This window comes from Parvularculales bacterium, assembly GCA_036881865.1.
Classification (GTDB): Bacteria; Pseudomonadota; Alphaproteobacteria; order JAPOUT01; family JBAJNM01; genus JBAJNM01.
The window spans coordinates 1-11602 of record JBAJNM010000076.1 but is presented as its reverse complement, the minus strand read 5'-3'; the positions used below and the strand labels follow the sequence as shown (position 1 = coordinate 11602).

Genomic DNA, 11602 nt, shown 5'->3' with positions numbered 1-11602 from the left:
GCCATCGTTACTCTTTTCTTTCATTGTTTTGTCTCCTTTATTGATTTTTACTGATCCTGAATGTGCCGTTTGTACGGACATAAATGACGGTCTCTTCTACGGATGAAATTTCGTGTGTTTCAGGTTTGACCGCGCCGAAATAACTCCCGGCGTTTAACGAAGAGCCTTTATATCCCGCCTGGCCTTTAACAATAATGGCACGAAAGTCAGAGCCGTTATTTTCTATTTTTCCAGAAAAATTGGCTGGAAATTTAATGAAACTGCCGTTTAGTGTCTGATCTGTCGGCACACCCCAAAGAAAAGCCATCTTCACACCATCGGCCTGATCAATCCATGTCACGTCTGATGCGTTTAACCAGACAAGATTAGATTGATCGACATTGACGGGGCGTTCACCATTATCAAATGCCTCCGATTCCGGCTGCACAAGATATGGCCCGTCTTCAATTTCAATATAGGCTATATTGTGCTCGCCTTGTGCGGCTGTAATGTGCGCTTCTCCCGCCGGCTGTGTCCAGAACGACCCGGAAGGAAGCCACATGTTCTCTGCTTTGGGATCATCATTGTGAACCAGCCCGCTGATCACAACTCCGCGATAAGTTACATTGTGTATATGTGGTGGAGATGAGAAGCCATCTGCGAATTTTACCAGGAAGCCGGACGGCCCCTGATTAGTACGGTCCCCCCATAATTGTCCTGCTTGCGGACTTTTATCGCCTCGCGCAGGATTAAGCGGACTCCATTTTATTTCCGGCTGCAAAACCAGTTCCTTGGAGGGATCAGATGCAAAAGTATTTGAGGATAATAAGAAGACAAAGCCTACCAAAGATAATATCTGGAACAATTTTATTTTTTTCATATCATGAACATCCTTTTTCAGTTGAGTTTACCCTATCAACAGGTCCGGTTTGAAAGTTGGTTTTTGGCAGATCCGGATTCGGTTGGCGAACATATTCACTACCACTCGGGCCGGATCAATTAAATGGGGGCCGCTCAAGACCATGTCATTCTCGGAAAAAGCACCGGCTACCCTGCGGATATCGGTTGTCCGTCAGGGGAGCATCTCTCGCGAAAGCGTTACCAATAGTTCATTTGCCCGAATAGGCATATAATGGAATCATTGACGGACCGGCCCGGATCTTTCCCGGCGCCTGAAAGTAATTTTATGAGAAGGATTTACAAAATGAAAACCATATCAACACTTTCAATGGCTCTTGTGATGGCCTTTGCCTTCGGTGGACCGGCGGCTTTTACGGTTGCTCCCGCTCATGCCGGGGATGTTATGGAGTGTATATTTGGCCTCGACAGTTGCGATGACAGAAACGGTCTGCTTGACGGCCGCACCGGCGAGGGGCTGCTATAGGCAGGGCAGGAGTAGGTAACCCCCGTTTCCCGAAAGTAAGCTGAAAAACAATCACATCTAAAGGGTGGCCTTGACCTTCCCCCATTTAACTGGTCCACCCTGAATGTTAATGAAGATGTTGCCCAAACCGGACCGCCCGTGCCTTACCTGACCGGCATGCGTCCGTAACACAATTTAAGGAGAATAAAATGAGTAGAAACCGTCAAATTTTTTCAACTGCAACAGCAGATGGCGAGCTGGTCTTGTCAATTGTCGGGCATGACATGCCGGCACCGGGTGATGATGACGTCGTCGTCAAAATCGAAGCGGCTCCGATTAACCCGTCCGATATGTTCCCGCTTTTGGGCTTTGCCGATTATTCCAGAGGCAAGCTGGTAACGGAAGGCAATGATCAGAAAATGGTCGCACCGGTGCCGGCACAATTTGTCGACGCCATGCGGGCACGGCTCGACCAGACTTTGCCGGTCGGCAATGAGGGGGCCGGCCGCGTGGTTGCGGCGGGCGCCAATATGCAACATATGGAAGGCAAGCTGGTCTCTCTGGTCACCGGCCAATGCTATCAGCAATATGTCAAAGCGCCGGGCGCCATGTGCCTGGTGCATAAGGATGAAACGACACCGGCGCAAGCCGCCTCTTCTTACGTCAATCCATTGACCGCGCTCTGCTTTATCGAGACGTTGAAAATGGAAGGCCATACGGCGATGGTGCACACCGCCGCGGCTTCCAATCTCGGCCAGATGGTTTTGAAACTGTGCCTGCAAGAAGGTATTGATCTGATCTGTATCATCCGTTCGCAAGAACAGGCTGATATTCTGAAACGGCTGGGTGCCAAATATATCATCAATTCCAATGATGATGATTTCAAAGCGCAACTGGTTGATGCGATGGCGGAAACCGGTGCCACTTTGGGGTTTGACGCAATCGGTGCCGGCGACATTGCCGATACGCTTTTGTCTTGCATGGAACGCGCCTTGAGCCGCAATGCGTCGGGTCTCAACACTTATGGCTCAGACCGGCATAAGCAGGTTTATATTTATGGCCGTCTGGCGCAAGGACCGGTAACGCTTGGGCAAAGCTATGGCATGCATTGGGGCGTCGGCGGTTGGCTGCTGCCACCGACCTTGCAAAAATTGGGTATGGAGAAATTGGCGGCCATGCAGGCGCGCGTGGCAGATGAAATCACCACCACTTTTGCCAGCCATATTACTGATGAATTATCGCTGGCCGAGGCCATTGATCCGGAGAATATAGCGCGTTACATGCCGAAAAAAACCGGTGAGAAATATATCATTAACCCGAATAAAAGGCTTTAAGACCGGGTCGCCGGCCTGCTCGATCATCTTCAATAAACGTGAGCAATAGTTGGGCTTATGTTAAGCCGTTATTCGCAATTCTGAGAATCATCTGTTCATAAGTCAGACCCAGATTTATTTTACATGATCTATAGAAATAACCCTTTCTGAGCCCGGGCATCAGGTTTGCTTCAATGAAATGTAGAATGTGCTGATGATCCATTTTAATATCAATCCGTCCAAAAGCTTTGCCGCTAAGCGCTACAAATGCGGATTTAGCAAGCGCTGAGAGTTGCTCTCGAATAGCCGGGTTTTTAACGGCTATCACTTGTTCGCTATCAAGGCGCTTAATGTCAAAATCGAGGATACGTTGACCGTTTTCATTCTTCGGTGCGATGATCTCTATCGGCATGGCGGTGAGTAACCCACTGGCACAATCCTCAAAAATACCGACGCTAAATTCTCTGCCGGATAAATAAGCCTCGACCAATGAGCGGGAATTCTGTTTATCCCAGATAGTGGCGACTTTTGACTTAAAATCAGCAAAGTTGTTAACGATAGATCTGGCATCAACGCCCTTACTATTGCCGCCATTGACCGGCTTGACAAAAAGTGGAAAGGCTATGGGAATAGAGGACACAATTGGGTTTTCATTCGGTGCCGTCGTGAAATAATCGGCAGTAGCAAGCCCTGCTTTTTTTATTAATGCCTTGGCATTGCCTTTATCAAATTCGCCATCCAGTGCCGCCTTGTTTGAAGCGACGTATGCGATACCATGCTGATCCAGATAGTCATTCAGCCATAATCTTTCATTTCCAAAATCAAAATACTTCACGCCGGAAAATACAAGGTCGGGGCGTCTGGCGGCAAGTTGGTCCAGATCAACTTTTTCGTTAATAATAGTGATGCTCACATGCTGATAGGCGTTGGATAAAATCCTGCAAATCAGGTGCTCATCCAGTTCAATTGCAATATTTAGCGGCACGGCGCTGCTATCTAAAAGCGAGGGTACGGAAACGATTTCAATCGTTTTGTTTACCTTCTTCGGACCGTCTGGAGGGGTGTGAGAGGTTTTATCCTCAAATAAAGTTGGAGGGGTGTGAGAGGTTTTATCCTCAAATAAAGCAAGAGATGGTATGTGAGTTGACTTATCTCGCGCAAGCGCAATCTGCTTTTTGGTATAATCCATCATCATCCTTGATTATGCGCATCCGCGCCATTGTATGGAGCCATAATAGGGTCCATAGCCTTAAAGTCCGGGAGTGTATTGAGAGCTCAACATATAGAATTATGTTTTAGTTTTATGTTTAAGCTCTTGTGTTTGAACTTTTTGTCTTTACACAAAAAACATACCAGATATTGGCAGAGCTGGATACCATTAATAATAGGCCCCGCTGATAGGGGCCGGGCAAAACATGACAAAGTGTTGTACGCGCAGTCTCCTGCCACTCTTTACGCTGCTATCTCTTCGGAGGCGTGGACAGGACGGCCAATGCGGCCTCTTCGGGCTTGGCGTCAATAGGGTCGGGAGACCGGTTCGACGGGCCTCCCCGCACCTCTCTACGGGGCTTATTGTCAGTCATGGTGCTGTTCCCGCCTGTGTTGCTGTTTGTCCTGTCTCCGTGGTGGCCCCTCTGCAGACCCCCCCACTATCCCGCAGATACCGGCTTCTCGTTAAGGTAGGGCCTCCCTCTCACGTAAACGTTACAGATGGTTCATTTGTCCTGAAGAGGGTATGATGGGATTATTGGCGCATCGCCGGAAATGCTGGCGTCCTGATATATCCGGAAACTTTAGAAAAGAGGAACAAATTCATGAATACGCTAACAACACTTTCAATCGCCATTGTGATGGCTTTTGCTTTTAGCGCACCCGCACATGCAGGTGATGAAATTAAAAACTGGTGGAATTGCAGTACAGGTAATGTAATCGAATGCCCTGGGCAAAACGGCTTGCTCGGCGATATGGAACTGGCCGGTGATTAATTGGAATTCTTTTTTGCCAGTTCAGAAGCAAAGGCGAGAGAATGTAACGCTGCAGGCAGTGGAAACGTTGGTCCCCCGCCTGTTCAGCTTTAACTGATTACTCCGGTCTTCCGGGAAAAATAACGGCAGGCCGGTTTTACGGTCTGCCGTTTTTCTTTGCCGGTTTAGCCCATCGGGACGCGATTCTTTGCAAGGCTAAGGCCGGCAACGGCGGAACTGCGGCAAGCCCTGAAGGGCGCCAATCCCCGAAACACCCTTAAACCGGCAACCTTACCGGTATTGATCACGAAGATAGTAGTAGGGGTGGGCTGGAGTGACCAATACCGGATCAGGGTTGTACGGTTTTCAAAATTATTGTCGCATGGCGCCGAAGGCTCCGTTCAGTGCACTCGTATCGAAAACACCGCCGACCCTTTCGTGCCCTGTCCCATAGAAGCGTCCATAGATTTTTTCAGGGACAGGATCGCCGCCTGCCACGCCCGCAATTTCAAATCCTCCGGTGGTGAAAGGCGCATCTTCAATAGTGACGGCCGTAATAGATGTCATGGCCATTCCTTGTGTATTGTGCCAGTTGTCAAACGTGGCATCAACATTGGTATTGGCGAAATCAACGCTGATCTCCGCCTCTCCCTGGATGAATGTGTCGTCCGCTTTTACCGAAGCAACGGCGGTCCCTCTCCAGAGGGCGCTCCCGGTTTCTGCGGGAGTAGAACCGCTGGGCACACCGATTGTATAACCGTTGAAATAGGTTTCGGTTCCCGCCTCAATTCGTACCGCCGCGAAAGCCATGTCCTCAAGCCATCCTCCGAATGAATCAAATTCCGTAGCGACATTGTCTGGCAGTGCTGTGCCTTCCAACCGTGCCTGCACGAGAGTAGTATTGCCCCCTATACCGGCCGTCATACTATCCTCTGTGACTTCGTTCGTGGTATTATCGGTGCGAAAATCGAGTGGTCCTGTAAAAAAGAAATCCGTCTCTTGTGCCGAGAAAGTAAGGCTTTGTATTGTACTACCCAGTTCATATGTACAGGAGGTACTACTATTACAACCGGCGGCTAAGCCAAGCAGTGGAACTGAGGTAGCCGTCACCGGGGTTGAAAATCTAAATTCCGCACCGGTGGCCGTTGTTATGTTTTTCAACTCTGTCAGCCTGGCGTGATTTGCCGAGTCATCAGTGCCGTTACTGGCCATTACGAACATCGGTGATGCGGCGAATGCGGCAGGTTGCCAGGTTAAGGCTGATCCCGTGTGATCGGCCTTGAAGGCCCCCAGCAGGGCAAAGCCGTCAGGAACCTGCACGCCGAATGTTCCGGCAACGGACCCTGGAGTGTTCATAACGATGTTGGCATCGGAGACAGCGTCCAGATCTCCGTAAAACTGACCGCCCCAGTTCCCGGCCGACATCGCCACGGGCGTCTCGGCCATCATCTCGTCGACCATCATCGCGCTTGTATCGCCCGTGAAGAACCCGCTACTCATGGCAACGGCTCCAATATTAGTCGACTCCAGAACGACGCTGGAGACGGGGCCGTTTCCATTCTGGTAGCGGAAATTATTGACGGACCCGCCAATGCTTCCCAGTGCAGCGCCAATTCCAAAATCGGCAGTAAGGCTAACATCGGCGACAAACGGATTTGTCGTCTCGTCGGACACCAGAGCCGCACCGACGGCGTGACCGTTATACGTTGCCTCTCCGATTAAATTTTGATGAATAAGATCCATCTGTGCGGAAGGCGTGGTCCCCTCGGCAAAAGCACCATATTCAAACATGGCTACCTCGCCTTCAGCCGGCGCGTCGACCCAAAGGCCCCAGACGAAATAGTCACTGGCAGCCGTACCGTCCTCAAGTACCGTTCTGTCATGTGCCAGCATGGCGGTTCTGTTCGCCCCGTCATGCAACAGGACCACTTCCTGATAGGATGCAGGGCTTTCCGTAGTCGAATAAAGGCGTCCGAGCCTTATTGCCGTATCAGGTTCGGCATCGGCACCGCTATCCAGAAATGTTGTATCCGCCGCAGTGTCCAGCCTATAGCTTCTTGCGCCCGTTTCGGGGATCATGACCGTTGCATCGGCTATATCTGTAGTTGCCATGGAAGTCATATCAGCATTTGAGGACTGCGTCACGGCGCCCGCGCCGGCCGCACTGGCAGCGTCGCTTGTACCCGCAGCCGTCCGGGCAACGGTCAGTGTGTTGGCGCTGATGGTATTACCGTGTTGCGACAGGGACGCGAACGACCCCAGCACCGGTCCCCCCGAAGAACCGCCACCACCGCCACAGGCGGCCAGAAGTGTGAGGGCGAAAGCCGTGGTGAGGGTCAGGCGTACTTGAGCGCTGCGAAAGAATAGAGTCATTATGGGTTTCCCTGCTGTTAGAGGTTTTTACGGATATGCTGACAATTGCCTAAAGTTAAAGAAAGTAAAGTGTTGTAGCAAAGCGGAATACCGCTTGTAAAGCGTATATTGGTGCCCTCGCCGCAGGTGCTCTGTTTTCCGGAAAAATTTATAAAAAGAAGGAGATAGCATTCTTCCGTCAAATCGTCTGGTGCTCTGGCTTCAGCCAGCTCGCTTGCGCCATATTTTGACAGTCCAAACGGTCAACAAGACCCTGTGAGTCTTTGCTCCGTGCTGGACGAAATAATGAAAAAAAACGGCAAACCGGATGCCCGGTCTGCCGTTAGTGTCGTTAAGGGTTTCTATACTTTAGAGACCGTGTTCCGGGTGCCGTTACTCCTGTGTGTCATACGTAACTTTTCCCGCCTCATTATACGCATCACAATCCACAAAAAAGCACGTCACATCATCACCGGCATTAGCGGGCTTGATAACGCTTAAAACATGATCAATCTCGCCAAGCAACCCGACGGGTTCACAGCCGTAAACCCAGTCATTATTCTCATTGCTCCAGGTCGGGGTACAGGCCTTGAAATCACCGGCTTGGGCCGGTCCGCTAAAAGCAAAAGCCGTCACGATGGCGAAAGTAGCCAAAAATCCACCCAATAAATCCGCATGCCGGATTTTTGCAAATAAATATGCTGGATTTTTGCAAATAAACATGGCTGCCGTTAAAGTTTTCATGTTTGTTCTCCTTGGTTAATGCCGGGCCGCATGGCGGTCATGCGCCCGGAATCTCCATCCGGTAACACTCCTGAGGATCAATAGCACTCCTGAGGACAGTGTCCGGCCTGACAGGTTGTGCAGGGGAAGGGGTTCCAGTCACCGGCATGCGCGGGAGTCATGATGCTCATGGACCCGGACAGATCATCGGGAACGGGGGTGATGAGGCCCACACCGTCAAGCACGCCGCACGTGCCATTACAGTAGCAATCTTTACCCGTGATCGGACTGAAGATGCACTGGAAATCCTCATTGGCACCGGCATAGGCAGGTGAGATAATGCTCACGGAAGAGAGCGTATCCAGATCTTCAATCAGCCGGTGGTCGTCACGGCTGCTACCGCACCAGAACGAACCGTCGCCGGATTCGCAGTCCCCGAAGCCGGCAAAACGGCCGGCATGGGCGGGCGTGATGAAACCGAGGTCCACTTCTCCAAGCAGATTATAGCTCCTGTCGCCTCCTGAATCGCAACCGGAAACGCCGCCACAGAACCACTCCGAGAACGCATTGTCACCGGCATGGGCAGGGGCACCAAAAGCAAAAGCCGTCACGATGGCGAAAGTAGCCAAAAATCCACCCAATAAATCCGCATGCCGGATTTTTGCAAATAAATATGCCGGATTTTTGCAAATAAACATGGCTGTTGTTAATGTTTTCATTTTCTTTCTCCTTAAAGTTTTCATCTTGTATATGGAAAAGAGGAATAAACTCCTGCAAAAATCATCATTTTCTGGTAAGGTGGCCCCATGGAAGTGACATTTCCAGTCCGCAGGTGCCCAATTTTTGACAATCTGTCAGATCACCGGCTTGAGCAGGCGTGATGAAACCAGAGACCACTTCTCCAAGCAGATTATAGCTCCTGTCGCCTCCTGAATCGCAACCGGAAACACCGCCACAGAGCCACTCCGAGACCGCGTTGTCACCGGCATGGGCGGGCGAAATCAGACTCGCATTTTCTATCAGCCCCACGGTCCAGCAACCATCAACGCCGCCGCAGAGCCAATCCGAGAACGCATTGTCACCGGCCTGGGCGGGGGTACCAAAAGCAAAAGCCATCACGATGGCGAAGGTAGCCAAAAATCCACATGCTGGATTTTTGCAAATAAACATGACTGTTGTTAATGGTTTCATCTTGCATCTCCTTAATCTGTTAGTGCCTTTGGTGTCATTGCATACGCCTGATGTTGTTGACCCGCAGGTATTCGCTTATCTTTGATTGTTTTATACCGCACAACAGGCGTGTGGTCTCATCAACTCTCATCAACTTTTTGTCACCGTCCACCCCGTCCGCCCTCACCGCAGGTGCTCTGTCTTCCGAAAAAATCATATAAAATAAAAGGAGACAGCATTCATCCGTTGGATGAATTGGCAGGGGTGGACGAATACTAAAGGCCTGTCAATTCATTTGGGCAACCCGTCCATCTCGCCCGGTTCACCCCGCCCGCCAGACCTGCCGGTCTCAAGCCGTTACGACAAATGATCCGGTGCTCCGGCCTTAACCGTCCCGCTTGTCTTCCCCCTGTTCTGATACTATAATATCATTTATTGACTCTAAATTGACATTTATAATATTATGGTATCACTTATAACACCGGCGAAAGCGCAGAAAAACCTTGCGGAACAGGCCCGTTCGCGCCGGCTGCAGATGGAACTGACACAGGCCGGTCTTGCCGAACGTTCCGGTGTGCCATTGCCCACTCTGCGCAAGTTTGAGCAAAAGGGGACGATATCCCTTGGGTCTTTTTTGAAACTGCAAATGGTTCTGGGCGGACTGGAAGATTTGTGCAGGGCCACGCAAATCAGAGAACCCGTATTCTCATCCATTGATGATGTCCTCGGGTCCGTTAACACGCCTTCCCGGCAAAGAGGAAAGCGCAAATGAAAAACCATCCTTCGGCAACCGGAGTAAAAGTTGCCTTGAATTTTGGTGATGAAACCCTTCCGGTCGGACGGCTGGCGGTGCGTGAGCGCACAATATATTTTGAATATGACCGTACCTTCATTGAAAGCGGCATCGAAATATCACCGTACCATTTACCGCTCCAACCCGGTGTGCGGCGTTTTGATGACAGCCCGTTTGAAGGTTTGCCCGGTGTTTTTAATGATAGTTTGCCTGACGGCTGGGGGCGGTTGCTCTTTGACCGTTTTTTGAGATCACAGGGCATTCGGCCTGCTGATGTGACACCTTTAGACCGGTTGGCGCATACCGGGAGCCATGGTCCCGGCGCTCTCGTTTATGAACCGGATTACGGCACCGGTGGTACGCAGGACGGTGTCAGTCTTGACGGTTTGGCGGCACAGGTGCAGGACGTTCTCGATGGAGCATCGGACGATGTGTTGGCGGAACTGATCGCCTTAAACGGTTCCTCTGCGGGCGCACGGCCAAAAGCACTCATCGGTGTTAACGGCAAAAAAGACCATATCATCCATGGTGTTCATGATTTACCTGATGGCTACACACCATGGATTGTAAAGTTCCCGAACAGTCAGGATGGTCCTGATGCCGGTGCCATTGAATATGTTTACGCACTCATGGCAAAAGAAGCCGGGATCATCATGCCTTGCGTGCATCTCTTCCCGGCGCAAAAAAGTGCCGGCTATTTTGCCGTTAAACGCTTTGACCGTGATGGCGGTAAACGTTGCCACATGCACACGGCGTGTGGTTTGCTGCACTCGGATATCCGCACGCCATCGCTGGATTATGAAGACCTGACCGCGCTAACGGGCATGCTGACGCGTGATGTGCGCGAGGGTGAGAAAATGTTCCGCCTGGCCGTCTTTAACGTGCTGGCGCATAATCGTGATGATCATGCAAAGAACTTTAGCTTCTTGATGAGTCTTAAGACCGGATATGGACAATGGAAAGTGTCACCGGCTTATGATCTGACATTTTCATCCGGCCCGCATGGAGAACAAAGCACGACGGTTATGGGCGAAGGCCGCAACCCCGGCGTCGAAAATCTGCTGAAACTTTCCCGTGAGGCCAACATCAAAAAAGACCGCGCCGCCGAAATCATGGAGACGACACGGTCAGCCCTTGCCCGGTGGCCCGAACTGGCAAAAAATTACGGCGTGAGCAATGCGAATATTAAAGTGATCGGTGACAGGGTTCGAACGGCTCAATACCGTCAGAGACGGTATTGAATACACAAAGGGGTGCTCCCCCTTTGTGTCCGTGAGAACGAGAGGCTCCGTGCGGGACGCTCTGCCTTTGGCGGCAAAGCGTCAAACCGGCCGGCACTGCGCATACATAAAAAAACGGCAGACCGGTGAGGGTCTGCCGTGGATTTATAAATTGTTCCGGTGCCAAAAATCTGCATGCCAGATTTTTGCAAATAAAATATGTGATCGCCTGATCAGGAATAACAGTCGTCGCGTCCCGTCCAGTTGGATTCGACGTTGCACCAGAATGTATCACCGGCAAGGGCGGGCGTGATAACGCTCATGGACCCGGGCAGATCATCGGGAACGGGGGTGATGAGGCCCACACCGTCAAGTACGCCGCAAGTGCCATTACAGTAGCAATCTTTACCCGTGACCGGACTGAAGATGCACTGGAAATCCTCACTGGCATGTTCACCGGCATGGGCGGGCGTGATAAAACCAAATTCCACAGTGGGCAAAGCGAGAGCGGCTATACTTTCGGTGATTGGCAGATCTTCAATGAGTCCGTCACCGGGCAGACAACCTCCGTCAGCAGTCCACCGCTGGCTGGGACAGGAAAATATATCCCCGTCAAAACTGAGTTCCAGTTCTCCAAGCAGACCGCGGGGACCCCTGTCACCGCCTGAATGGCAACCGGAAACACCGCCGCAGAGCCATTCCGAGAACTCGTTGTCACCGGCCTG

The 11602-nt window shown here is 51.1% G+C and carries 13 protein-coding genes; 5 read left to right on the top strand and 8 right to left on the bottom strand.

Features of this window, described 5'->3' with window-relative positions; all coding sequences use genetic code 11:
- Window positions 1–37 precede the first annotated feature (37 nt).
- Window positions 38–859 (bottom strand): DUF4437 domain-containing protein, encoded by an 822-nt coding sequence (locus V6Z81_10680; protein ID MEG9862931.1) that lies wholly within the window; start codon window positions 857–859, stop codon window positions 38–40.
- Window positions 860–1183: 324 nt separating this feature from the next.
- Between V6Z81_10680 and V6Z81_10675 the strand changes: the two genes are divergently transcribed.
- Together V6Z81_10675 and V6Z81_10670 are read left to right on the top strand one after the other, a co-directional pair.
- Complete coding sequence (locus V6Z81_10675) at window positions 1184–1363, top strand: hypothetical protein (protein MEG9862930.1); 180 nt, start codon at window positions 1184–1186, stop codon at window positions 1361–1363.
- Window positions 1364–1551: 188 nt separating this feature from the next.
- Window positions 1552–2676 carry a zinc-binding dehydrogenase gene (locus V6Z81_10670; protein MEG9862929.1) on the top strand — a complete coding sequence of 375 codons (1125 nt, stop codon included), beginning with the start codon at window positions 1552–1554 and terminating at the stop codon, window positions 2674–2676.
- Window positions 2677–2731: 55 nt separating this feature from the next.
- Here the strand turns inward: V6Z81_10670 and V6Z81_10665 are convergent, their stop codons facing one another.
- Complete coding sequence (locus V6Z81_10665) at window positions 2732–3850, bottom strand: hypothetical protein (GenBank protein MEG9862928.1); 1119 nt, start codon at window positions 3848–3850, stop codon at window positions 2732–2734.
- A 265-nt stretch (window positions 3851–4115) separates the two neighbouring features.
- Window positions 4116–4238, bottom strand: a complete 123-nt coding sequence (locus V6Z81_10660) for a hypothetical protein (GenBank protein MEG9862927.1) — start codon at window positions 4236–4238, stop codon at window positions 4116–4118.
- A 231-nt stretch (window positions 4239–4469) separates the two neighbouring features.
- Between V6Z81_10660 and V6Z81_10655 the strand changes: the two genes are divergently transcribed.
- A complete protein-coding gene (locus tag V6Z81_10655) occupies window positions 4470–4640 on the top strand; it encodes a hypothetical protein (GenBank protein MEG9862926.1) in 171 nt (56 codons plus the stop codon).
- A 351-nt stretch (window positions 4641–4991) separates the two neighbouring features.
- Here V6Z81_10655 and V6Z81_10650 read toward each other — a convergent pair whose 3' ends face one another.
- From V6Z81_10650 to V6Z81_10635, 4 genes are all read right to left on the bottom strand, one after another.
- Entirely contained in the window at window positions 4992–6992 is a 2001-nt protein-coding gene (locus V6Z81_10650; protein ID MEG9862925.1) for a transferrin-binding protein-like solute binding protein, read from the bottom strand.
- 372 nt (window positions 6993–7364) lie between these two features.
- A complete protein-coding gene (locus V6Z81_10645) occupies window positions 7365–7715 on the bottom strand; it encodes a hypothetical protein (protein ID MEG9862924.1) in 351 nt (116 codons plus the stop codon).
- 77 nt (window positions 7716–7792) lie between these two features.
- Window positions 7793–8413 (bottom strand): hypothetical protein, encoded by a 621-nt coding sequence (locus tag V6Z81_10640; protein MEG9862923.1) that lies wholly within the window; start codon window positions 8411–8413, stop codon window positions 7793–7795.
- A gap of 64 nt (window positions 8414–8477) precedes the next feature.
- A complete protein-coding gene (locus V6Z81_10635) occupies window positions 8478–8885 on the bottom strand; it encodes a hypothetical protein (protein MEG9862922.1) in 408 nt (135 codons plus the stop codon).
- Between the two features lie 442 nt (window positions 8886–9327).
- Between V6Z81_10635 and V6Z81_10630 the strand changes: the two genes are divergently transcribed.
- On the top strand, window positions 9328–9636 hold the full coding sequence (locus V6Z81_10630) for a helix-turn-helix transcriptional regulator (protein ID MEG9862921.1): 309 nt from the start codon (window positions 9328–9330) through the stop codon (window positions 9634–9636).
- Entirely contained in the window at window positions 9633–10898 is a 1266-nt protein-coding gene (locus tag V6Z81_10625; GenBank protein ID MEG9862920.1) for a type II toxin-antitoxin system HipA family toxin, read from the top strand. The genes V6Z81_10630 and V6Z81_10625 overlap by 4 nt, the downstream gene beginning before the upstream one ends.
- A 212-nt stretch (window positions 10899–11110) precedes the next feature.
- Here the strand turns inward: V6Z81_10625 and V6Z81_10620 are convergent.
- A partial coding sequence (locus tag V6Z81_10620) for a hypothetical protein (GenBank protein ID MEG9862919.1) occupies window positions 11111–11602 on the bottom strand: 492 nt, incomplete at its 5' end.

Coding starts and splice junctions, on each gene's coding strand:
- V6Z81_10675 (MEG9862930.1), top strand. CDS start 1,184: ATGAAAACCATATCAACACTTTCAATGGCTCTTGTGATGGCCTTTGCC.
- V6Z81_10650 (MEG9862925.1), bottom strand. CDS start 6,992: ATGACTCTATTCTTTCGCAGCGCTCAAGTACGCCTGACCCTCACCACG.
- V6Z81_10630 (MEG9862921.1), top strand. CDS start 9,328: ATGGTATCACTTATAACACCGGCGAAAGCGCAGAAAAACCTTGCGGAA.
- V6Z81_10665 (MEG9862928.1), bottom strand. CDS start 3,850: ATGATGATGGATTATACCAAAAAGCAGATTGCGCTTGCGCGAGATAAG.
- V6Z81_10670 (MEG9862929.1), top strand. CDS start 1,552: ATGAGTAGAAACCGTCAAATTTTTTCAACTGCAACAGCAGATGGCGAG.
- V6Z81_10625 (MEG9862920.1), top strand. CDS start 9,633: ATGAAAAACCATCCTTCGGCAACCGGAGTAAAAGTTGCCTTGAATTTT.
- V6Z81_10645 (MEG9862924.1), bottom strand. CDS start 7,715: ATGAAAACTTTAACGGCAGCCATGTTTATTTGCAAAAATCCAGCATAT.
- V6Z81_10640 (MEG9862923.1), bottom strand. CDS start 8,413: ATGAAAACATTAACAACAGCCATGTTTATTTGCAAAAATCCGGCATAT.
- V6Z81_10655 (MEG9862926.1), top strand. CDS start 4,470: ATGAATACGCTAACAACACTTTCAATCGCCATTGTGATGGCTTTTGCT.
- V6Z81_10635 (MEG9862922.1), bottom strand. CDS start 8,885: ATGAAACCATTAACAACAGTCATGTTTATTTGCAAAAATCCAGCATGT.
- V6Z81_10660 (MEG9862927.1), bottom strand. CDS start 4,238: ATGACTGACAATAAGCCCCGTAGAGAGGTGCGGGGAGGCCCGTCGAAC.
- V6Z81_10680 (MEG9862931.1), bottom strand. CDS start 859: ATGAAAAAAATAAAATTGTTCCAGATATTATCTTTGGTAGGCTTTGTC.